The following is a 21,118-nucleotide window of genomic DNA, read 5'->3' as shown; positions in this document are numbered from 1 at the left end:
GCCGCGTGTTCCACATTGAAAAAGTCGGCGGCCCCCGACGGGCCCACTCTGATGGGCAGGACCTGCCGCACATCCGATGGGCGAGCTGGGCCCGCACAGCGGGCGCGCCCCCACTCGGCCGAGCGCACCCTGGGAAGAGAACCGACCAGCACCCACGGAGGAGCCCTCATGACCACCCGCACCGCCATCGTCACCGGAGCGGCCCGCGGCATCGGCCGTGGCATCGCCGAGCGGCTGGCCAAGGACGGTCTCGACGTCGTCGTCGCCGACCTGCCCGCCATGCGCGACGAACTCGACCAGGTGGTGGCCGCCGTCGAGAAGCAGGGCCGCCGGGCCCTCGCCGTGGACACGGACGTGACCAGCAAGGAACAGATCGACGCGCTGGTACGCGAGGCAGCCGGACACTTCGGTCACGTCGACGTCTTCGTGGCCAACGCCGGCATAGCCCGCGTCACCTCGCTGCTGGACACCGAAGTGGAGGAGTTCGAGCAGGTCATGGCCGTCAACCTGCGCGGTGTCTTCCTCTCGTACCAGGCCGCGGCGCGGCAGATGATCGCGCAGGGCACCGGCGGCAAGATCATCGGCGCCGCCTCGATCGTCGCCTACCGCCCCTTCGCGCTGCTCGGCCCGTACTCCGCCTCCAAGTGGGGCGTCCGCGGCCTGACTCAGGCCGCGGCCATGGAATGGGCCAGGTACGGCATCACGGTCAACGCCTACTGCCCCGGCATCGTCGGCACCGCCATGTGGGACCTGATCGACGAGAAACTGGCCGAAGCCGAGGGCCTGGACAAGGGCCGGGCCATCAAGAAGTACGCGGAGGCCATCGCCCTCGGCCGGGTCGAGGAGCCCTCGGACGTGGCCTCCTTCGTCTCCTATCTGGCCTCCCCCGACTCCGACTACATGACCGGGCAGTCGGTCATGATCGACGGAGGTATCCAGTTCTCCTGACCGGAGGACGCCCCGCACGACGTCATCGCCGAGACACCTGCCGACACGTCGGCCTTGGCTTGTGGTCGAGTGGGTACCGAGCGGAAGTGTCGCCTGCTCGTTCACGCGACGGCCTCCACGTACGCCGCCGGAGTCCAGGAGCCGATGCGCTTCGGCGGCGTCCGCGGCGGGCAGTACCGGCCCGACCCGCATGGCCCGCGTGGTGGGCGAGCCGGCGAGGCAGCCGCCGTCCGAGCCGGCTGCCGCCCGATTGGGCGTTGCCGGTTCGGATCAGCGGCGGGTGCTGGTGCGCGGGCCGGTGTACTCGTCCTCGCCGACGTGTTCGAGCCAGTCGACCTCGTCGGTCTCCCAGAGCGCGATGTGCGTCATGAAGTGGTCCGGGGCGGCGCCGTGCCAGTGCTCCTCGCCCGGCGGCGTCCAGATCACGTCGCCCGGGTGGGCTTGGAGGATCGTGCCGCCGCGGGACTGGATCAGGGCGATGCCCTCGACGATGTAGAGGGTCTGCCCCAGGCCATGGCTGTGCCAGGCGGTCCGGGCGCCGGGCGCGAAGCGCACCGCGTTCGCACGGGCACGGGAGGGTTCCTCACCGCGGTAGATCACATCGGCCCAGGCGTCGCCGGTGAACCACTGGGCGGGCAGCTTCATCGTCGGCTGCTTGGTCAACAATTCCATGATCGGGCTCCTGGTCGCAGGCCGCGCGTCAGGCGCCGGCCTGCTCGTCGGTGATCTGCTTGAGCAGGGTGGTCGCGGTCATGGCGTTGGGCCAGCCGGCGTAGAAGGCGAGGTGCGTGATCGCCTCGGACAGCTCCGCCACGCTCAGCCCGTTCTCCAGGGCCACGCGCAGGTGGTAGCCGAGTTGTTCACCGCGGTAGAGCGCGGCGAGCACGCTCACGGTGACCAGGCTGCGGTCCCGCGGGGAGAGCCCGGGCCGCTCCCAGACGTCGCCGAACAGGACGTCATTGGTGACCTCGACGAGCTTGGGCGCGATGCCGGCCAGCTCCTGGGGTGCGGACTGCTTCGCCATCGGGTGACTCCTTCACTCGCAAAAATGGTGGAACCGGGCATTCCCACTCTGGGGCCGGGTGCCCGTCCGGGCAGTCCGAAGCCTCTCCCCCGGGGTGTCCGCCGGGAGCCGCCGCAGCGGCCACCACCGAGAAAACCTCAGGTCATGCGCGGATGGAAGGCACGGCTGTTCCAGGTACTGACAGAACCCCCCTCGTCTGCGCCCGCCCGCCTAGCCTGGAGGACGTGAGTACCGAGAGCGACATCCGCGCGTTCCTGGCCTCCCGCCGCGCGAAGATCACCCCGCGGGAGGCTGGGCTGCCCGCCTACGGAGGCAACCGGCGCGTGCCCGGGCTGCGCCGCGAGGAGGTCGCGATGCTCGCCGGCGTCAGCGTCGACTACTACGTCCGCCTGGAGCGCGGTCACCTCGCCGGGGCCTCCGAGGAAGTCCTCGACGCCGTCACGAACGCCCTGCAGCTGGATGAGGCGGAGCGCGCACACCTCTACGACTTGGCCCGCGCCGTCGCCAGGCGTCCCGCCCGCCGTACCAGACGCACCCGCGGCCCGCTGCCGGACAGTGTCCTGCGCGTCCTGGACTCCATGACCGGCTCCCCTGCCTTCATCCGCAACGGACGCCTCGACATCCTCGCCGTCAACCGCCTCGGCCGAGCCCTGTACGCGCCGCTGTTCACCGATGACGCCCCGCGCCCGGTCAACATCGCCCGCTTCCAGTTCCTGAACCCGCACGGCCGTGACTTCTTCCCCGACTGGGAACAGTCCGTGAACACGACCGTGGCCCTGCTGCGCACCGAGGCCGGACGGGCTCCCGGCGACAGCGACCTGACCGGACTGATCGGTGAACTGGTCACCCGCAGCGAGGAGTTCCGCACCGCGTGGGCCAAGCACAATGTGCGCCTGCACCACACCGGCCGCAAAGGCTTCCGGCACCCGGCCGTCGGTGAGATCACCCTGGACTTCGACGCCATGGAACTGCCCGCGCAGCCCGGCCTGACCCTGACCGCGTACAGCGCCGCCCCGCACACCCCGGCCCACGACGCGCTGCAACTGCTGGCCGCCTGGGCCGCCACCGAGGACGCCTCCGCAGCCGCCGACCACACCGGCAGCCGCTGAAACATCCTTGGCCGCCGGATCCCGATCACCGTGAGCCGATCAGCCGTCGGGCACCTCGTCGGCCACACCGGTTTCAGGCAGCGGCGATTCGGCCAAGCCCCGCCGTCCCCCGACGGCCCCCTCGCAGCGTCCACGCGTTCGAGCCCTTGCGTTTCAAGGCCCCCAGCACGTCCGAAAGCGAGCGCGTTCGATTGGTGCCCAGTCGCGCAGTGGTCAGGAAGCGTCCTTTCGGCACGCCGCCGTGGCCGTGCCACCCAAGCTGATCAGTCGAGAGCGTGGGCGCGGCAGGTCCGCAGAATCTCGTCGGACAGTTCGGGCCGGACGTGGCGGACCGCTCGGGCGAGCACCATCGCCCCGACCAGCCTGCTGAGCAGCAGCACCGCCCGGTCCCGCGCCTGCTGCGGGGTGATCTCCCCATCCTGCTCACGGGTGAGTTCTGCGGCGAAGCCCGCGAGGTACCCTTCCACGCCGGCTGCGTACGAGCGCTGGATCGTGTCGTTGTGCCGCCCGGCGTCGGTGACCAGGGAGGCGGAGGGGCAGCCGCCGTCCGGAGCGTCGCGGTGGGCGACCGAGAGATAGTCGTCCACCACTCGCCTCAGCGGTGGGCCGGCGGGATCGTCCCCTTCCTCGACGGCCTGCTCCAGGACGCCCAAAGACGCCGCGAACGAGGCGTTGCACACCTCGGCGGCCAGGTCGTCCTTGGATGCGAAGTGGTTGTAGAAGCCGCCGTGGGTCAGGCCCGCTTCCTTCATCAGGTCCGCGATCCCGACGGAGTCGATGCCCTGCGCGCGGAACATGCGCCCGGCCGCCTCGACGATGTTCTGCCGATTCCTGGCCTTGTCTTCCTTGGTGATCCGTGGCATGTCCGCCCTCCCGCCTCGACTGTGTTTGACCTTTTCAAGGTTACCCCTCATCATTATTTTAATGTTGTCCAACATTAATAGATGGGAGGAGCCATGCGCACCGTGGTGCACACCCGGCAGGGAGAACCCGCACAGGTACTCACGCTGAGGGAGGAGCCCGAGCGACCGCGTCCCGGCGCCGGGCAGGTTCTGGTTCGCATGCGGGTCCGGCCCGTCCATCTGGGCGATCTGGCCGGTGTGGAGGGACTGCCGGAACTCCCGGAACAGCAGTCGGGCGCCCGAACTCCCGGGGTGGAGGGGATGGGGGTCATCGAGAGCGTCGGGCCGGACGTGCACACACTCGGTCCCGGTCAGCGCGTGGCGGTCTTCCCGGCGCCGGGGACGTGGGCCGAGTATGTCGTGGTCGCGGCCGACCGGGCCGTGGCGGTGCCGGATGAGGTCAGCGACGAGACCGCGGCCCTGATGCTGGTCAATCCTCTGACGCTGCGCATGCTGTACCGCGCGCTGGACAGTGCCCTGCGCGGCCAGCAGGGCTCCGTCCTCCAGACGGCCGCCGGTTCCTCCGTCGGCCGGCTGGTCAGCGCGGCCGCAGTCCGGCACGACCTGCCCCTGATCAACCTCGTACGCAGCGCATCCGGTGCCCGGAAGATGCGAACGCTGTACCCCACGCTGCCCGTGATCGCGACTTGCGACGACGACTGGCGGGAGCAGGTCCGTCACGAAGCCGGCGAGCAGGGGATTCGGGTCGTCCTCGACTGCGTCGGCGGTGCCATGACCCGGGACCTCGCCGAGCTGCTCGCCGACGGCGGCACCCTCATCTCCTACGGGCAACTGGGCTCCGGCACCACCCCGCTGGAGCGGCTGCCACTCATCCAACGGTCGCTGACCGTTCAGGGCGTGACCGTGTTGCAGTGGATGAGCCGCCCCCCGAAGGAGCGGGCCCAGGACGTCGTCTTCGCCCTGGACTTGGCACGGAACACGCCGGACCTGCTCGAAGTCGCGGCCAGCTACGACCTCGCCGACTTCAAGGCGGCCATCGAACACGCCCGCCGCCCGGCCAAGACCGGGACCGTCCTGCTCACCACACCGCAGGCGGCCAACCCCGGGCAGGGGGTGGCCTGATGAAGATCGGAACGCTTGGAGCCGGAACCATCGCCCAGGCCATCGCCCGGCACGCGATCCGGCACGGCCACGAGGTCGTGCTCAGCAACAGCCGAGGACCCGCCTCCTTGGCTCCGCTGGTGAAGGATCTCGGCGCACGCGCGACGGCCGCAACCCCCGCCGAGGCTGCTGTCGCAGACCTCGTCGTGCTCGCGGTCGGCTGGCCGCAAGTCCCCGACGTCGCCGCCCAACTCCCTCCCCTGGACGGGACCGTCGTCATCGACGCCACCAACCAGTTCGACTCCCCTCCCCCGAACGTGAAGATCGCCAACCTGGGCGATCTCACCGGAAGCGAATACGTGGCCTCCCTGCTTCCCGGCGCGCGCGTGGTGAAGGCCTTCAACGCCCTCTTCGCGCAGTTCATCGCACCCGATCCCCGCCACGAGGCCGGGCGTCAGGTGCTGTTCCTGGCCGGCGACGACACGGATGCCAAGAACACCGTAACGGGCCTGGCCTCCCAGTTCGGCTTCGCGCCCGTCGACCTCGGAACGCTGCGCGAGGGAGGCCGCCTCATCCAGCTCGGCGGGCCCCTGTCCGGCCTCCACGCCCTCAAGCAGGACTGATCCCACCCAGCCGCTCGTACTCCCCGCGTCCGCGACGAGCACCTTACGTCACGAAAGAGATCCTCATGTCCGACCCGACTTCGGCATCCGGCACCCAGCCCCTCCTGCGGCCCGTTCGACTGGGCGCGCTCGAACTGCCCAACCGCGTCGTCATGGCTCCCATGACGCGCTCCCGGGCCACCAACGCGGAACTGGCCCCCACCGCCCTGCACGCCACCTATTACACGCAGCGTGCCGGCGCCGGCCTGATCATCAGCGAAGGAACCTGGGTCAGCCCGGACGCGATCGGCTTCGTCAACGTCCCCGGCGTCTACACGGACGCTCAGATCGCCGGCTGGGCCAAGGTCACCGAATCCGTGCACGCCGCGGGAGGCAGGATCATCTCGCAGATCGGCCACGTCGGCGCCGTGTCCCATCCCGACCACCTCGGTGGCCGCCTCCCCGCCGGCCCCTCGGCGATCAACCCCCAGGAGATGTCCTTCACTCCCGACGGCCCGAAGGACACGGTCACGCCCCGCGCCTTGACCGCGGCGGATATCGCCACCACGATCGACACCTACCGGCAGGCCGCCGCCAACGCTCTGCGCGCCGGTTTCGACGGCTTGGAGATCCACGCGCAGGCATCCCACCTCGTGGCCCAGTTCCTCAACCCCCGCCTGAACCAGCGCACCGACGCCTACGGTGGCAGCAGTGAGAAGCGGGCCCAGTTCCTGTTCGACGTCGTCGATGCCGTCAGCAGCGTGTGGGGCAGCGACCGCATCGGCGTCAAACTGTCCCCCTACTGGCGTCGCGAGCCGGCCTTCACCGCGGACGCCGAGATGCTGACCGACTACGACCTGCTCCTCAAGCGCCTCAACGACACCGACCTGGCCTATCTCCACCTCGTGGGGCCGGAACCCGACACGGGCACCGACGACACCTTCACCGCGTTCACCCGCTTCCGCACCCACTACCGCGGTGCCGTCATCGCCAATTCCGGCTTCACGCAGGCGACCGGCAACGAGCTGCTCGAACGAAAGTTGGCTGACGCGGTTTCCTTCGGTGCTCCCTTCATCGCCAATCCGGACCTCGTCGATCGGTTCACCCACGGCCACCCTCTCGCCGCCGGCAACCGCGACACGTACTACGCCGGTGGTGCGGAGGGATACACGGACTACCCCACCGTGACCCGGGATCGTGCCTAACGTGCCTGGAAGCAATCGTGCCAGCTGAATCGGACCGATACTTGACAGCAATAGATAAAGATGGACGCCCGCGGTGAGCACGCCGTCTTCCTTCAGATCAGGCGGATCGCCGCCGAACGCATGACGATCGTCGTCACCCACCAACTGGAGAACACCCGGCTCGCCGACCGCATCCTGGTCATGGACAAGGGCCGGGTCACCGAACAGGGCACGTACGAGGAACTGGCACACGCCGGGGGCCTGTTCGCGGAACTCCTCTCCCTGGCGCGCGACCGGTGACAGCCCGGCGCCCGGTCCCGAGTCGACGCCCGTGGTCGTAGCGGACGTTAGCGCGGTTGGTCCCGCCGCCGATCTCGATGAACCGGCGCCGGTTCACGGCGCCGGTCTTCGGGCGTCTCAGCCGTGAAGGAGCGTGCGGAGGAGTTCTTGGCCGGCCTGCCAGTCGCCGAGGCCGCTGTCGGAATTGATGTGGCCGTGGCCTGCGAGGAGATGCCCTCGGGCCTGCCACCCTTGCGCGAACGAGGCGGACGTCGCCGGGTCGCAGTAGGGGTCGTCGTCGCCGGCCACCATCAGGCTCCGGCACGGCAAGGGGCGAGCGGACAGGTCGAGGAACGTCGATGCGGCCTGGCGCGGGAACGCCGGTCCTCGGGGATCGGGCGGCGCGACCAGGAACGCCACAACCGACTCGGGTCGCACCCCGTCCAGCCACTGGGCGACCGCCCAGCAGCCGAGGCTGTGCGCCACCAACGCCACCTGGCCGTCATGCCGAGCAGCGCTCTGGTAGGCCGTGTGGACCGCGGCGACCCAGTCCGACAGGTCCGGCGTGCTCCACGAGGCCGGTGCGATCCGCACCGCTGAGGCTCCCCACCGGTGTTCCCACAGGCTCTGCCAGTGCCTCTCGTCCGAGCCGTCGATCCCAGGGACGATGACATACGCGACCATCGCTTCCTGCCCTTCCGGTCGTGACCCCCACGCTTCGGGGCGCACCCTGGAGCGATTCTCGGTGGATCAGCGGCAACCGCCAAACCCGGCAAGGGACCTCACGGCCGAGCGGGACCTCACACAACCGGGGCCGGCGGTTCCGCGATGCCGATGAAGTTGCCGGCCAGCAGGCGGACGCGGACCCGCCACCCGCTCGCCGTGAGCTGGTCCGTGAGCGTGTGAACGTCATGGAACACCTTCACAATGCGGTACCCCGTGCCGTCATCGAGGCGACGCAGCACCGCGGGGGCCGCCACTCGAACAGGTCGGCCGCAAGAACCCGGACGGCTGGGCGGGTGCCGGTCAGGCCAGTTCCTCCGAGAGGATGTCGACGGCCCGTCCTCGGGCGTTCGTGGCGAACAGGGACAGCGCGTCGAAGGCGGCGTGCCGGGCGGCCTCGAAGGGGATGCGACGGCCGTCGACGAGCGTGACGAGGCCGGGAGCGTCGGCGTCCACGAAGGACTCCCGCTCCTCCTCCCAGTCGATGTTGTAGCCGACCCACACCACCAGCTCGAAGGTGTCCTCGCCGTCGGCGTCGACGTACACCTGGTCGGCGCGGCGCGTGCGCAGGGCGTCTTCGTCCCACTGGTCGCAGAACATGGCGTCATGGCCGTGCGCCGCGCCGTCGAACAGCAGGATCCGCCGGCCCGGCTCGGTGACCGCGTACACCAGCGCGGGCAATGTGTCACCGACGATCAGGTCCTCGAACCGCTCCCCGTAATAGTGCAGCCGGAACCGGGTTTCGCCGTCCTCGGACCGCAGCCGTGCGGCCCAGCCGGCCTCCAGCAGTCCGGCCCACACATGCTCGGACACATGGCAGGGACGGTCGGCCGGCTCGGTCAGGCCGGTCAGGTGCGGCGGCCCAGGGCGCGCCGCCGCCCCGGGCGGGGACATGCCGTTCGTCATGCCCTCCATCATGGGGCATCCGAAAACGTGGTGTGCCGCCGCCCGTTCCCTGCCGAGGCAGCGGTCAGGACAGCCAGTCGGTGTAGCGGGTGGGGGCGATGCGGGCGCCCTTGGGAGCGGTGAGGACATCGCCGTGGGCGGCTGCGAACATGCCGGCGGTGTCATCCGTGATGACGGAGCGGCTGTCGCGCTGGGCGCTCAGGGTGAGACGGCCGAGTTCGTCGAGGGGGAAGACATCGGGCCCGGCGATGTCGAGGACCCCGTTCAGGGGGCTTCCCGCGGCGACCTCGGCGACACAGCCGGCGACGTCCGCCGCGGCGATCGGCTGGATGGGCGTGCGCGGCAGCCGGACGGTGTCGCCGTCGGCGGTCATCGACAGGGTGGCGTCCATGAACTCCATGAACTGTGTGGCCCGGACGATGGAATACGGGATCGGACCGGCCTTGAGGAGGTCTTCCTGAAGCACCTTCGCGCGGTAGTAGACCAGTTCGGGCACCCGGTCCACGCCGACGATCGAAAGGATGACGAAGTGCCCGACGCCGGCCTTCTCGCTCACGGCGAGAAGGTTGTCCATCGAGGTCCGGAAGAATCCGAGCGAGGCATCGTCGAAGGTCGGGGAGTTCGTCAGGTTGACGACGACATCGGCGTCCGCCACGGCTGCTTCCAGCCCTTGGCCGGTGATGAGGTCCACCCCCGTGGACAGGGAGTGCGGGACGGCTTGGTGCCCGGCCGCGTTCAGGTTCTCCACGACACGGGACCCGATCAGCCCGGTCCCGCCGATCACTGCGAACTTCATGGGAATCCCCTTCTTTCAACGCCTGTGGTGGATACGGGCGTTATGGGAGCGGTGTGCCTGGCCGGCGGTGACGCCGGCCTTGCCGGACTCCGGCGGTGTGCCGGGCGAGTACCACGTGGATGCCCTCGTCGACGTTGGTCCCGGTGCACGAGGCCGGCGGGGCGTCAGTACATGGCCATCCCGCCGTTGACCGCGGCCGTGGTGCCGGTCATGAAGGCGTTGTCCTCGCTTGCGTAGAAGGCGACGGCGTGTGCGACGTCCTCCGGGTGTGCCAGCCGGCCCAGGGGGGTGGCGGCTATCTGCCGCCGCTTGTGTTCCTCGTCCGGCACATGTGCCATCCGGGTGTCCTCGACCGGGCCTGGCTCGACGACGTTGACGGTGATGCCCTGCGGGCCCAGTTCCTGGGCGAGGTACCGGGCGAACTGCGCGAGGGCGGCCTTGGCCGTGCCCAGGGCGATCATGCCCGCCCGGGGCCGCCGGCTGAGGCCGGTGCCGAGAAAGATGATGCGTCCCCAGCCCTGGTCGGTCATGGCGGGCAGGACGGCCTTGGTGACGGTGAACGCGGCGCGCATCTCGTCGTCGAGTTTGCGGCCCAGTTCCTCCCAGGTCATGTCCCTGAACGGCTTGATCGCGTACGGGGTGAGCGCATTGTTCACGAGCACACCGACACCGCCCCAGGCTGCCTGGACCTGCTCGATCATGTTCTCGACCGCCGCCGGATCGCGCGCATCGGCCCGTACGGCCATGGCCCGACCGCCCGCGGCCTCGATGCCGGCGACGACCTCCTCGGCCGCCGCGCCGTTGTGGAGGTAGTCGACCGCCACCCGCATGCCCCGGGCGGCCAGCAGGCGCGCGGTGGCCGCGCCGATCCCGCTGCTGGCCCCGGTCACCAGTGCCACCCTGCCGGTCGCCTCAGTCACGGACCCACCTCCGGACGACCGGCACCAGCGGCACGAACGGCAGGAAAGCGAAGGGCCGGTCTGCCTCCAGGATCAGACACGTCGAGCCGTGCGTGCAACGTGTGCGGATCGGCACGGGCGGCCGAGCCCGCGGGCGCCGCTCCCCGAGGGCACACCTCGCCGCGTCGGAGTGTGCGGTCGCAGGCCGTCGGCATCGCGGTGGTCGCTCCCGACGGCCCCCTCTCGGTCCGAACACTCCGAGCGGTGACCTCAGCGGGCTGGTGCCGGCAGGTCGAGTCGAGGGCGGTCAGCCGGGAGTCGCCGTCGGGGCGGGTGAGGGCGATGCCGCACCGAGGGCAGCGTCAAGTCCCACCTCACCCGCATGGCCGGCCGTGGCGACGGGGCGGCACTTCATTCGTCCCAGTGATCGAGGAGCGCGTCGGCCAGGTCGTCGCCGGGTGCCGTGGCGCCGCCGTCGGTGGACTGCTCGGTCCAGATGATCTTGCCGTGGGCCGTGTGGCGGGTCCCCCAGCGCTGGGCGAACTGGGCGATCAGGAACAGACCACGGCCGCCCTCGTCGGTGGTGGCCGCCCGGCGCAGATGCGGCGAGGTGCCGGCGCCGTCGGAGACCTTGCAGACGAGGTCGCGGTCGTGCAGGAGGCGCAGCCGGATGGGCTGGGTGCCGTACCGGATGGCGTTGGTGACCAACTCGCTGGTGATCAGCTCGGTGGCGAAGGCGAGCTGGGCCAGGCCCCAGGTTTCCAGCCGGCGGCCGACGTCGGAACGGATACGGGAAACCACCGCCGGGTCGGAGGGAATGTCCCATTCGCAGACCTGGTCGGGCCTGACGACGCAGGTGCGAGCGACGAGCAGGACGACGTCGTCCCGGGGGTGCCCGGACAGCAGCGCCTCGACCACCGCCCGGCACGTCTCTTCCGGGGCTCGATGGGGCTGGGCGAGAACATCCCGCAGCACCCGCAGGCCCGCATCGAGGTCTCGATGACGGTCCTCAACCAGTCCGTCGGTGAACAGGACCAGCCGGCTGCCCTCCGGCAGCTGGAGGGTTGCGGCTTCGACGGGGAGACCGCTGCCCAGCCCGAGCGGCGGTGAGACGGGGGGTCTCCGGAAATGTGACGGTGCCGTCCGGGTGGATCAGGGCTGGGCCGAGGTGTCCGGCGCGCGTGACGGTGCATGATCCGGACACCGGATCGTAGATCGCGTAGAGGCAGGTGGCCCCGGTGACCTCCTGACCGGCCTCCGTATCGCTCTCGCCGGCGTCCATCTGCGCCACCAATTCGTCGAGAAGGCCCAGCAGTTCGTCGGGGGGCAGGTCCAAGGCGGAGAGATTGTGCACTGCCGTACGCAGCCTCCCCATGGTCGCCGCCGCGTGCAGACCGTGGCCGACCACATCGCCCACCACCATCGCGACCCGCGCCCCCGGGAGCGGGATCACATCGAACCAGTCCCCGCCGACCCCCGCCTGTGCGGGCAGATACCGCCAGGCGATGTCCAGGGCGTTCTGCTGCGGCAGCCCCCGCGGCAGCAGACTGCGCTGCAGCATGACGGCCGTCGTGTGCTCGCGCGTGAACCGCCGGGCGTTGTCGAGACACGTGGCAGCCCGTGCCGCCAGTTCCTCCGCGAACGACAGGTCCTCCTCCGCGTAGGCCGGCGAATCCCCCGTACGCCAAAAGCTCGCCAGTCCCAGCACCACGCCCCTGGCCTGCAAGGGCACCGTGACCAGGGAGTGCCATCCGTGCTCCAGCGCCCTGCGTGCCAGGTCGGGGTGGTGCGCCTGCCATCCCGTCGCCTGCCGCAGATCGGCCTCGCGTTCCGCCCGTCTGCGCTGCAGCGCCCGCGCTTGCGGTGTCGTCGGCGCGAACGTGACCGGCTCACCCGGCGGGGTCAGCGGCAGCCCGTCGAACCGGCCGCTGATCGCCGTGCGCCGCATCTGCCGCACCTGCTCGCTGCCCGGGTCACCCCCCTGCAGCACCGCGTCCAGGAGGTCGACGACGACACCGTCGGCGAACCGCGGCACCGCCACGTCCGCCAGTTCCTCCGCGGTGCGGACGACGTCCAGCGTGGTCCTGATCCGCATTCCGGCGTCGTACAGCAGTTTCAGCCGGCCCCGTGCCTCTTCCGCCCGGCCCGACACCTGCGCCAGCTCCGTGGTGTCCCGCAGCGTCACCACATGGCCCGCCTGCCCTCCGAACGGGGCGGTGGGCCGCTTGTTCACCGCGAGAAGCCGGTCCCCGGCCAGGTGCACTCCGTCGGTGACCGGCTCGCCCGACGCCAGCAGCCGCGCCGTCCCGCTGTCCAGACCTATGTCATCCACGTGCCGCCGCTCCGCGTCCGCCGGCAGATCGAGCAGTCGCTGTGCTTCGTCGTTGACCAGCAGCAACCGCCCGTCGGACGCGACGATGAGCACGCCCTCCCGGACCGCGTGCAGCACCGCGTCGTGATGCTCGTACATCCGTGTCATCTCCGTCGGCCCGAGTCCGTGCGTCTGCCGCCGCAGCCGCCGGGAGACCAGCACCGTCCCGGCCGTTGCCACGACGAGGGCGCCCGCACCGGTGCCGAGGACGATCGGAAGCTGCTGCCGGGCCAGTCGTGACACGTTCTGGACCTTGACCCCCGCGGAGACCAGGCCGGCGATCGAGCCGTTGTCCCGGAACACCGGAACGACCGCCTGGATGGCCGGGCCGCTGCCCCCGGGCAGCGGCGGTCCGCCCTGTGATCGCTCAATGGTGACGCGGCCCGCCAGCGAGGGCCCGATGGTGCCGGTGAACTTCTTCCCGATCGCCCCCGGGAAGGGATGCGTATAGCGGATCCCGTGGGTGTCCATGACGACGATGAAGTCGACACCCGCCCGTTTGCGGGCCGCCTCCGCGCGCGGTTGCAGCGCCGCCGTGGGATTCCGGCCGTCCAGCGCCGCCACCACGCCCGGCGAGTTCGCGAACGCCTCGGCGGCGGTCACCGACTTCTGCTGCGCCTCCCGCGTGCTGTACTGCTGCGCGAGCAGCACGAGGGCGATCACTCCGGCCGCGACCAGCAACACCACGATGAGGACCTGCGCGACGAACACCTGCCCGGCCGCGCTGCCCAGGTTCAGCAGGGAGCGGAGTCCCGAGCCCGAACCGCTGGCCGGTCCCGGCCCGGCAGGACGGTTCTCCCGCCGGACACCCCACCCGCGGTCCTGGCTCGCGGACCCGTCCCGATCACGCGGCGGACCTGCGAAGAGACGGCGGAGCCACCGCCGGTATCGGCGGTAAAAATCGCTTCACCTTCTGTTCATAGCACCATTTCTTCATGGGGTGAACGCACGGATCGTGAGCGGCCCACCGTGCCGGGACGGCGTGCCGTCGGCGCGGGCCTCAGGCCGGATAGGGGGCGGACGCGCGTGCCGCGTGGAGTGCGCCCGCCCACCAGGTCAGCTGGTCGAGCAGGGTCTTGGCGTATCCGGCGGCCGCGGGATCGAGCGGACGGCCGTCCTGCCAGGCGGTGAAGTAGTTCGGGAACACCAGTCCGTCACGGACGGTCACGGCGTGCAACTCGGTCAGCACGTTCTCCAGGTGCAGCACCGCGTGCCGGCCGCCCGCCGCTCCGCCGTAGCTGACGAACGCGACCGGCTTGGCCGTCCACTGGGTGAAGTGCCAGTCGATGGCCGCCTTCAGGGACGCGGGATAGCTGTGGTTGTACTCGGGTGTGACCACGATGAACGCGTCGGCGCCCTCCAGGGCCGACGTCAGACCCGCCAGGCCGGCCGGGCGCGGGTAGTCGGCGCCGGCGGCCTTCGGTGACACGGCGGGCAGCGTCAACGGGACGTCGAACTCGGCGAGATCGACGACGTCCACATCGAAACCACCGTGCAGACGGGCCTGTTCGGCGACCCACGCCGCAACCACCGGGCCGAACCGGCCCTCGCGGACGCTGCCGACGACGATCACCAGCTTGTGTGTGTTGTTCATGCCCACCACGGTCGGGCCGGCGCCCGGCCACAACCAGACCGTGCTCAGGCTGGCCCTCACAGGGCCACCCTCGGCCCGCCGGCGGCGCCGTATCCTCGGCTCATGGGCACGCCACTGGGGGATTTCATCCGGGCCAGGCGCGACAGCATCCAGCCCGAGTCACTGGGGCTGCCGGATCACGGCCGCCGCCGGTCACCGGGGCTGCGCCGCGTGGACCTCGCCGCACGGGCCGGTATCAGCGTCGAGTACCTGACCCGCATCGAGCAGGGCCGTGACCGCAATCCCTCGGTGGCCGTGGTGAACGCGCTCGCCGACGCGCTCAGTCTCGGCCCGCCGGAGCGCGACCATCTGCGCTACCTCGCGAAGATCACCGGGGGTGTGTGTTCCGCCCACACCCGGCCCGCCCCACCGAGCCGGGACGTGCGGCCACCCGTCCGGCAGATGCTCCAGCTCCTGGAGCCGGGCATCGCCATGGTGACCAACCGGCTGGGCGACGTGCTCGCCCACACCGGCGGATTCGCGGCCCTGACCGGCGGCACCGGGCTGCTCGACGCCGACGGCCCGAACCTCACCCGTTACGTCTTCACCGACCCGCGTGCCAGGACGTTCTTCGCCGACTGGGACACGGTCGCCGACGAGCAGGCCTTCGACCTGTGGCGGGGACCGTCCGTCGAGAACGCCGAGTGGTTCACCGCGCAGCTCGCCCGCGTGGCCGGCGCCGACTTCACGCGCCGTCTGCACGGCCACGCGATCCCGCCGCGCGGAGTTCTCCGGCTCAACCACCCGGCCGGGCCAGAACTCCGCCTGCTCCGCGAGACGCTGGAACTTACCGCCGACGCACAGCAGTTGGTCGTCTTTCTGCCCGCGGACGACCGGACGGCGCAGGAAATGGACCGACTCCGCCACCCTCACGGCCGGCTCCGGGCCATCTCGTAGTGCGCCCCGCCGTCTTGAAGCCATCGGTCAGCCGGGGCGCCGAGCGGCTGCCCGATGGTGCTCGAGGAGGTAGGGGTCATCGAGGCGTGCGTCCTGGACGCGGTGGCGTACGTCCGACACGGCAGGGTGGGGATCATCGACCTGGCGACGGGCGGGGCCACGGGACTCAAGGGACCCATTCGGTGGGTGTCGGCGGACACCTTGACCGGCGGATGGCTCAGCTCCTCGACCGCCAGGACACCGATCAGGTGCGCGGGAGACCGCCGCCGTGCCCGCTCTAGGAAAGGTGGCCGAGCAGGTCCTTCAGGTCGGCCGCGATGGCCGTGTGCGGTGCGGTCCGCAGGTGTTCGCGGTCGTGCGCTCCGCCGAGGACTGCGATCACGTGCCCGGCTCCGGCGCGTGTGCCGGCGAGCAGGTCGTTGACCGTGTCACCGGCGACGAGGACGCGCTGGACCGCGTCGACGCGGAGCTGGATGACCGCGGAGAGGATCAGATCGGGGTAGGGGCGGCCACGGAGCGTCCCGGACTGGGCGACGGTGAGATCGATCAGGTCGCGCCAGCCGAGGGTTTCGAGGAGTGCGTCCTGGACCGCGGCGTCGAAGCCGGTCATGAGGCAGGTCCGCACGCCGCGTTCGCGCAGGCCGGCGAGGACGTCCTCGGCCCCGTCCCTGGCGGTCAGCTCGCCCGCGAGGACCGCCTTGAGCATGAGGTCGACGAAGGCGCGGTGCGCCGCGGCGGCCTTGTGGGGGTCGGGCGTCAGGCGGTTGAACATGTCGGTCTTCGCCATGCCGCGCAGGGGGCGGAGCGTTTGCGGGGTGATGGCGTCGAGGCCGGCGAGGGACAGTGCCTCGTCCACGGCGCGTTCGACGGTGCCGTTGTCCGCGATGGTGGTGCCGGCCATGTCGAGGACGGCCAGGTCTATCGCTCGGGAGTTGTCGTGGTGGGCAGGCACAGGTGTGTTCCTTCTACAGGGAGTGTTCGATGGTGATGTCGGCCATCACGTCGAGTGCTTTGGTGGACGCCTTGGGGCGGCGGACCGCGATGCCGACGAAAAGTGTGTCGACGATGCCCAGGTGGGCGAGGCGGCTTGCCATGGCTTCGAGTCGGAAGCCATACTCGGGCGCTCCCGCGATCAGCGCGGCGTCCGCGACGCGGGTCAGGGGGGACTTGGTGAAGCTGGTGATGGCGACGACGAAGGCGCCTGCCGCCCGGGCCGCCTCGGCGGCCCGCAGCGACTCACGGCTGGCACCGGTGTGGCTGATGACCAGACACACACACGTGTCGTCGAGATGGCGTGCGGCCAGGTGCTGGGCCATCACATCGGTGGGGTACGTCGTCACCAGGCCGAGCGCGGACAGCCGGTAGGCGGCGTCGTGGGCCGGCGCGGCGGAGGTTCCGTTCCCGACGACGAGGACCCGCGCGGCCACCGCCATGCGGTCGATGGTGAGGGACAGCAGTTCGGGATCGACGGTCTGTGTCGCGTCGACCAGGGCACGGCCGCTGCGGCGCAGGATGCGCTCCAGGATCTCGCCGGCCGGGGTCCGGCCGTCGATCCCTTCTTCGTGGGCGAGTTCCTGCTCCTGCTCGCCCTGCTGGGCGAGGTCGCGGGTGATGGCGAGCTTGACGTCCTGGTAGCCCCGGTACCCGATGCGCTGGCAGGCACGGACCGCGGAGGACTGGGCGACGCCCGCCCTGTGGGCCAGCTCGGTCACCGAGCCGCGTACGACCGCTTCGGGGTCGCTGAGGATCAGCTCGATGACCCGCTTGTCCGTGGCGCCCAGGCTGGGCAGGGCCGCTTGGGCACGGGTGACGAATTCGCCGCTCACCAGGGGCGACTTGGCTGCAACCACGGGGCCTCATTTCGCCGTGCGAACACAGATCGACTGTCGGTGCGGCCAGGAGACTAGCACGGAAATGGATAGTCCATCCTAGGCTATTGGATGAGCTGGATAGTTCATCCTTCGGTAACCACGGCTTGGTCCGCGCGCCATTCCCGGCTCTGAGCCTGGCACCGCCGGCGCAGGGCGGCAGCAGTGCCGACGACCCCTGAACCGGACGGCCACCGGCGCCGCGCGCCCCGCGGTGGCCCCTGAGGAAGGAGACAACCATCCCTGCCACACCACTCACCCTGATCGCGGTCATCGACGGCCTCAGGCCGGCCGCTCTGCATCCCTCCACCACCCCGTTTCTGTCGCGATCGGCCGACGAGGGCTGCTCCTACGACCACGCCGTGGCCGCCTTCCCCGCGTTGACCCGCACCAACGCCGCGACGCTGGCGACGGGTTGCCATCCCGGACGTACAGGGGTCTTCGGAAACCGGGTGTGGCATCCCGAGCTGGGTCACATCGACACGGCAGTCGCCGACGATGTGCGCCGCCTGCGCGGCGCCGGGGCCATGCCGCAGGCGTCCGTCGCCGAGCGGCTCAGCAGGTCGGGCCACAGCGCCGTGGTCGTCGGCAACGGCTCGGCCGGCTGCACCTACCTGCTCAATCCCGGCAGCGACGCCGGACACGGAACCAGGATTGCCTCGGTCGGCCCCGAGCACGAGGTCCACCGGTCCGTTCCCTCCGGTGTCAGGGCCGCGGTCGAGGGCCTGGGGCCGCGCCCCGCGTCCGACGACGAGGCGCTGGAGTGGGCGGTCGCCGCAGCGGTGGTCTCGATCACGCAGCAGGCTCCCGATCTGCTGGTCTTCTGGTCCGGGCAGCCCGACACCGCCCACCACGCCACCGGGTTGACGTCGGCGACCAGCACCGAGGCGATCCGCCGAACCGACCGGGCCGTACACGCCCTGCACTCCGCCGTGCTCGACACCGGCCGGGAGTGCAATCTCATCGTCACCGCCGGCCACGGCTTCTGCGAGACCATCGAGTCGCTTGAGCTGACCGAGACGCTGGAGCTGATCGCCGAACGCTCCGGGCTGCCCCCGAACGGGTTCATACCGACGTTCAACAGCGGCGCCGTCTTCGGCTACTTCGAGCCCGGCACGGCACCGCGCCTGCGGGCCGACATGGCAGCCCGGATCGCCCAGGAGCCCTGGGCGGGACCCGTCTTCTGCGCGGACGCCCACTGCCCCGACGGGGCGTTCCCGCTGTCGCCGGCCGTGAGCGGGGACTCACCGTTCGCACCGGACCTGATCATCACCCTGCGCACCGAACCGGCCGACCAGCGCGAGCCCGCGGACCCGCCGGCCCGTGCCCTGGACGCACGGGCGTCCGGAACCCGGCCCCACAGCGGCGTGCACGGCACCGTCCACCCGGCGGACATGCGCATCCCGCTGATCCTGCACGGGCCGGCCTTCAGGACCCGCACCCGGCGCACCGAGCCCGCGGGACCGGCCGACATCGCCGCCACCGCGTACACGCTCGTCACCGGAGCGCCGCTCGACGACGTCGACGGCCGAGTGCTGACCGAGGCGCTGTGCGATGTCGCCGACGGCCCCGCGCTCCTCGTGGAAGAGCGGACGATCCGGCGCGGCGGGGCGTCCGTCAGCGTGCGCCGGGCCGGGGGCCGTTCCTACCTGACGGGCGGGGTGTCGGGCCGTCGGACGCCGCCCGAGCACCGCGATCCGGCGCGGCAGGACCATGCCGAACCGGCGGCCGGCGGGCGGCAGCCCGACTCGGGAAACGAGGAATAGGCCCGACATCGCGGTGGCGGACCGGCTGTTGAGCGCCGGCGTCGTCACCGTGCCGGGTACGTCGTTCGGCGCGCCCGGACATGTGCGGCTGGGCTTCGCCGTCGAGGAGACACAACTGCGCCACGGCCTGCGCCACCGGGAGAGCCCCGTCTTCATGACCGGCAACCCGCCGCCCGACGTACCGGAGGTGTTCGACGCGCGGTACGGCGCGGCCCTCGACCTGGCGCTCTCGCGGCGGTTGCCGTCCCGTCTGATCGGGGCACACCAGTACCGCGACTCCGACCGTGACCGGGCCACCGGTGCCGCGTTCACCGCCCGGCGCCCGCCCTGGCCGCGGCCGGAGCCCACCTCGACGACCGCGCCCTGGTCGCGGTCATCCACCTGGCCGCGCGGTTCGTCGCCGCCTCGCGCATCAGCCGCGCGCTGGGTTTGCGGCCGATGACCGGCGAGGTCCCCGCGGCCCACGACGGTGCGCGCGGCACGGCGGCCGGGTGAGCGCCGAGAGCGTCGTCGCTCACTCGGTGACGGCAGGAAAGCGGCGCGGCGCCAGGAACAGCAGGACCAGGAACGCCAGGAGCGCGGCGCATCCCGCGCCCAGGTACACGGCGTGCACGGCGTCCGCGATGGCATGCCGGGTCGCCTCCGGTGCCGTTCCGGCGTCCATCGACGCTGTCACCGAGTCCAGGTCGCTCGTGCCGCCGAGCCGGGCCGCCAGCACCCCGTTGACGATCGCGCCGAACAGGGGGGCGCCGATGGTCTGGCCGGTCTGCCGGCAGAAGAAGATGGACGCGGTGGCCGTGCCCCGCTGCGACCACCCCACCGCCGACTGGACGCCGACGACGAGCGGGAGGCTGAACAGGCCGAGCGCGGCGCCCAGCACCAGCATCAAGGCCGTCGGCTGCCAGGCCCGGCCCGGGTAGGGCAGGAAAGGGAACGCGAAGAGGATCAGTGTGGCCGCGCCGATGCCGAGCGTCGCGGTGTTGCGGATGCCTATGCGCCGGTAGACGTGCTGGCTGAAGGCCGACGAGATCGGCCAGCTGAGCGTCCAGACGGACAGCACGAGCCCGGCGGCCACCGGGCTCAGTCCCAGAACCGACTGGGCGTAGAGGGGAAGGACCAGGCTGGGGGCGACCACCAGCAGGCCCAGCGCGCCGAGGGCCAGGTTGACGGTGGCGATCGTGCGGCGGCGCCATACCCACCCGGGCATGATGGGCTCGGGGGCCCACCGTTCGACGACGACCACCAGCGCCACGAGAGCGAGCCCCGTGCCGAACAGGGCGAGGGAAGGCGCCGACAGCCACGGCCAGGCCACCCCTGCCTGCACCAGCGCGGTGAGCAGTACGCCGCCGCAGGCGAACACGGTGAGCGCGCCGGCCCAGTCGATGGGCGGGCGCCGGTCCGGCCGGCGGCCCGGCTCATGGAGGTGACGGACGATCAGCCACAGGGCCAGCGAGCCGACCGGCAGGTTGACCAGGAAGATCCAGCGCCAGTCGGCGTAGCCGGCGAGGAGTCCGCCGAGCAGCGGACCGGCGATCGCGGACACCGCCCAGACGGTGGAGAGCCTGGCCTGGATCCGGGGGCGCTCCGCCAAGGGGTACAGGTCGGCGGCGAGTGTCTGGACCGTGCCCTGGAGGGCGCCGCCGCCGAGTCCCTGCACGACGCGGAAGGCGATCAGCGCCGCCATGTTCCAGGCACCGGCGCACAGCAGGGAGCCGAGCAGGAAGCAGGCCGCGCCCACGACGAGCACCGGTTTGCGGCCGAAGACGTCCGACAGTTTCCCGTACACGGGCAGGGACACGGTCACGGCGAGCAGATAGCCGGAGAACAGCCACGAGTACGAGGAGAATCCGCCGAGGTCGCCGACGATCTGCGGTACGGCGGTGGAGACGATGGTGGAGTCGAGCGCGGCCAGCGCCATGGCCAGCATGAGCGCGGCGACCACGGCGCCCCGCCTGCCGGCGGGGGGATTCTCCGTTGCCGTGTCGTCTCTTGCGGGCTCGCTGCCGCCGGCACCGGTGCCCTTGGTCGTGCGTGGGGTGGATCGTATCGATGGGGTGTGGGGATGTTCGGGTCCGTCGGCCGCCCTGGTCACCGCGGCATGCCTCCTTCATCGGCCGGGTGTGCGCTTCCATCGTTGGGGCCGCGACGG

The 21,118-nt window shown here is 71.1% G+C and carries 19 protein-coding genes and 2 pseudogenes; 9 read left to right on the top strand and 12 right to left on the bottom strand.

Annotated features, from left to right (window positions below; genetic code table 11):
- Positions 1-168: 168 nt before the first annotated feature.
- Entirely contained in the window at positions 169-948 is a 780-nt protein-coding gene (locus tag ACIRFL_RS05705) for an acetoin reductase (RefSeq protein ID WP_404024242.1), read from the top strand.
- Between the two features lie 270 nt (positions 949-1,218).
- On the opposite strand, the gene ACIRFL_RS05700 is transcribed toward ACIRFL_RS05705, so the two are convergent.
- Both ACIRFL_RS05700 and ACIRFL_RS05695 read right to left on the bottom strand, forming a co-directional pair.
- Positions 1,219-1,620, bottom strand: a complete 402-nt coding sequence (locus ACIRFL_RS05700; protein WP_404024239.1) for a cupin domain-containing protein — start codon at positions 1,618-1,620, stop codon at positions 1,219-1,221.
- A gap of 28 nt (positions 1,621-1,648) precedes the next feature.
- The gene (locus ACIRFL_RS05695) at positions 1,649-1,972 is read right to left on the bottom strand and encodes a carboxymuconolactone decarboxylase family protein (RefSeq protein ID WP_404024236.1); all 324 of its coding nucleotides are present in this window, start codon (positions 1,970-1,972) and stop codon (positions 1,649-1,651) included.
- 224 nt (positions 1,973-2,196) lie between these two features.
- Between ACIRFL_RS05695 and ACIRFL_RS05690 the strand changes: the two genes are divergently transcribed.
- Positions 2,197-3,081: a helix-turn-helix transcriptional regulator gene (locus ACIRFL_RS05690; RefSeq protein ID WP_404024234.1), complete on the top strand. Its 885-nt coding sequence runs from the start codon at positions 2,197-2,199 to the stop codon at positions 3,079-3,081.
- A gap of 263 nt (positions 3,082-3,344) precedes the next feature.
- Here the strand turns inward: ACIRFL_RS05690 and ACIRFL_RS05685 are convergent, their stop codons facing one another.
- The gene (locus tag ACIRFL_RS05685) at positions 3,345-3,944 is read right to left on the bottom strand and encodes a TetR/AcrR family transcriptional regulator (RefSeq protein WP_404024231.1); all 600 of its coding nucleotides are present in this window, start codon (positions 3,942-3,944) and stop codon (positions 3,345-3,347) included.
- An 81-nt stretch (positions 3,945-4,025) separates the two neighbouring features.
- On the opposite strand from ACIRFL_RS05685, the gene ACIRFL_RS05680 reads away from it, so the two are divergent.
- The 4 genes and pseudogenes from ACIRFL_RS05680 to ACIRFL_RS05665 all read left to right on the top strand — a co-directional run.
- Positions 4,026-5,066, top strand: a complete 1,041-nt coding sequence (locus tag ACIRFL_RS05680) for a zinc-binding dehydrogenase (protein ID WP_404024228.1) — start codon at positions 4,026-4,028, stop codon at positions 5,064-5,066.
- Positions 5,066-5,668: an NADPH-dependent F420 reductase gene (locus ACIRFL_RS05675; protein ID WP_404024226.1), complete on the top strand. Its 603-nt coding sequence runs from the start codon at positions 5,066-5,068 to the stop codon at positions 5,666-5,668. Before ACIRFL_RS05680 ends, ACIRFL_RS05675 begins: the two co-directional genes overlap by 1 nt.
- A 65-nt stretch (positions 5,669-5,733) precedes the next feature.
- Complete coding sequence (locus tag ACIRFL_RS05670) at positions 5,734-6,852, top strand: alkene reductase (RefSeq protein ID WP_404024223.1); 1,119 nt, start codon at positions 5,734-5,736, stop codon at positions 6,850-6,852.
- Positions 6,853-6,909: 57 nt separating this feature from the next.
- Positions 6,910-7,131 (top strand): annotated as a pseudogene (locus ACIRFL_RS05665) (ABC transporter ATP-binding protein); the annotation flags it as partial.
- Between the two features lie 117 nt (positions 7,132-7,248).
- Here the strand turns inward: ACIRFL_RS05665 and ACIRFL_RS05660 are convergent.
- The 6 genes and pseudogenes from ACIRFL_RS05660 to ACIRFL_RS05635 all read right to left on the bottom strand — a co-directional run bounded on the left by ACIRFL_RS05660 (position 7,249) and on the right by ACIRFL_RS05635 (position 14,399).
- Positions 7,249-7,794 (bottom strand): RBBP9/YdeN family alpha/beta hydrolase, encoded by a 546-nt coding sequence (locus ACIRFL_RS05660; RefSeq protein ID WP_404024222.1) that lies wholly within the window; start codon positions 7,792-7,794, stop codon positions 7,249-7,251.
- A gap of 342 nt (positions 7,795-8,136) precedes the next feature.
- A complete protein-coding gene (locus ACIRFL_RS05655; RefSeq protein ID WP_404024220.1) occupies positions 8,137-8,739 on the bottom strand; it encodes a hypothetical protein in 603 nt (200 codons plus the stop codon).
- Positions 8,740-8,803: 64 nt separating this feature from the next.
- Positions 8,804-9,535, bottom strand: coding sequence for an SDR family oxidoreductase (locus ACIRFL_RS05650; protein ID WP_404024217.1), 732 nt, complete (start codon positions 9,533-9,535; stop codon positions 8,804-8,806).
- 164 nt (positions 9,536-9,699) lie between these two features.
- Complete coding sequence (locus tag ACIRFL_RS05645; protein ID WP_404024215.1) at positions 9,700-10,455, bottom strand: SDR family NAD(P)-dependent oxidoreductase; 756 nt, start codon at positions 10,453-10,455, stop codon at positions 9,700-9,702.
- 390 nt (positions 10,456-10,845) lie between these two features.
- Positions 10,846-13,546, bottom strand: a pseudogene (locus ACIRFL_RS05640) (SpoIIE family protein phosphatase).
- A 259-nt stretch (positions 13,547-13,805) separates the two neighbouring features.
- A complete protein-coding gene (locus tag ACIRFL_RS05635) occupies positions 13,806-14,399 on the bottom strand; it encodes an NADPH-dependent FMN reductase (protein ID WP_404024214.1) in 594 nt (197 codons plus the stop codon).
- 102 nt (positions 14,400-14,501) lie between these two features.
- Here ACIRFL_RS05635 and ACIRFL_RS05630 point away from each other — a divergent pair, with 102 nt between their 5' ends.
- Complete coding sequence (locus tag ACIRFL_RS05630; RefSeq protein WP_404024211.1) at positions 14,502-15,335, top strand: helix-turn-helix domain-containing protein; 834 nt, start codon at positions 14,502-14,504, stop codon at positions 15,333-15,335.
- Between the two features lie 277 nt (positions 15,336-15,612).
- Here ACIRFL_RS05630 and ACIRFL_RS05625 read toward each other — a convergent pair whose 3' ends face one another.
- Together ACIRFL_RS05625 and ACIRFL_RS05620 are read right to left on the bottom strand one after the other, a co-directional pair.
- Positions 15,613-16,287, bottom strand: coding sequence for an HAD family hydrolase (locus tag ACIRFL_RS05625; protein ID WP_404024208.1), 675 nt, complete (start codon positions 16,285-16,287; stop codon positions 15,613-15,615).
- A gap of 13 nt (positions 16,288-16,300) precedes the next feature.
- Positions 16,301-17,185 (bottom strand): MurR/RpiR family transcriptional regulator, encoded by an 885-nt coding sequence (locus ACIRFL_RS05620; RefSeq protein WP_404024206.1) that lies wholly within the window; start codon positions 17,183-17,185, stop codon positions 16,301-16,303.
- Positions 17,186-17,424: 239 nt separating this feature from the next.
- Here ACIRFL_RS05620 and ACIRFL_RS05615 point away from each other — a divergent pair, with 239 nt between their 5' ends.
- Positions 17,425-18,969: an alkaline phosphatase family protein gene (locus ACIRFL_RS05615; protein WP_404024428.1), complete on the top strand. Its 1,545-nt coding sequence runs from the start codon at positions 17,425-17,427 to the stop codon at positions 18,967-18,969.
- A 28-nt stretch (positions 18,970-18,997) separates the two neighbouring features.
- Positions 18,998-19,411: a hypothetical protein gene (locus ACIRFL_RS05610; RefSeq protein ID WP_404024203.1), complete on the top strand. Its 414-nt coding sequence runs from the start codon at positions 18,998-19,000 to the stop codon at positions 19,409-19,411.
- 72 nt (positions 19,412-19,483) lie between these two features.
- Here the strand turns inward: ACIRFL_RS05610 and ACIRFL_RS05605 are convergent, their stop codons facing one another.
- On the bottom strand, positions 19,484-21,016 hold the full coding sequence (locus ACIRFL_RS05605) for an MFS transporter (protein ID WP_404024427.1): 1,533 nt from the start codon (positions 21,014-21,016) through the stop codon (positions 19,484-19,486).
- Positions 21,017-21,118 lie beyond the last annotated feature (102 nt).

It is taken from the genome of Streptomyces sp. NPDC102462, from assembly GCF_044765425.1.
Lineage (GTDB): Bacteria > Actinomycetota > Actinomycetes > Streptomycetales > Streptomycetaceae > Streptomyces.
This window is presented reverse-complemented; position numbering and strand designations above follow the sequence as displayed.

Bases quoted from the DNA above. Each gene is read 5' to 3' on its own strand.
- ACIRFL_RS05655 (WP_404024220.1), bottom strand. From the start codon at position 8,739: ATGACGAACGGCATGTCCCCGCCCGGGGCGGCGGCGCGCCCTGGGCCG.
- ACIRFL_RS05705 (WP_404024242.1), top strand. From the start codon at position 169: ATGACCACCCGCACCGCCATCGTCACCGGAGCGGCCCGCGGCATCGGC.
- ACIRFL_RS05680 (WP_404024228.1), top strand. From the start codon at position 4,026: ATGGGAGGAGCCATGCGCACCGTGGTGCACACCCGGCAGGGAGAACCC.
- ACIRFL_RS05695 (WP_404024236.1), bottom strand. From the start codon at position 1,972: ATGGCGAAGCAGTCCGCACCCCAGGAGCTGGCCGGCATCGCGCCCAAG.
- ACIRFL_RS05675 (WP_404024226.1), top strand. From the start codon at position 5,066: ATGAAGATCGGAACGCTTGGAGCCGGAACCATCGCCCAGGCCATCGCC.
- ACIRFL_RS05700 (WP_404024239.1), bottom strand. From the start codon at position 1,620: ATGGAATTGTTGACCAAGCAGCCGACGATGAAGCTGCCCGCCCAGTGG.
- ACIRFL_RS05660 (WP_404024222.1), bottom strand. From the start codon at position 7,794: ATGGTCGCGTATGTCATCGTCCCTGGGATCGACGGCTCGGACGAGAGG.
- ACIRFL_RS05650 (WP_404024217.1), bottom strand. From the start codon at position 9,535: ATGAAGTTCGCAGTGATCGGCGGGACCGGGCTGATCGGGTCCCGTGTC.
- ACIRFL_RS05635 (WP_404024214.1), bottom strand. From the start codon at position 14,399: ATGAACAACACACACAAGCTGGTGATCGTCGTCGGCAGCGTCCGCGAG.
- ACIRFL_RS05670 (WP_404024223.1), top strand. From the start codon at position 5,734: ATGTCCGACCCGACTTCGGCATCCGGCACCCAGCCCCTCCTGCGGCCC.
- ACIRFL_RS05685 (WP_404024231.1), bottom strand. From the start codon at position 3,944: ATGCCACGGATCACCAAGGAAGACAAGGCCAGGAATCGGCAGAACATC.
- ACIRFL_RS05630 (WP_404024211.1), top strand. From the start codon at position 14,502: ATGGGCACGCCACTGGGGGATTTCATCCGGGCCAGGCGCGACAGCATC.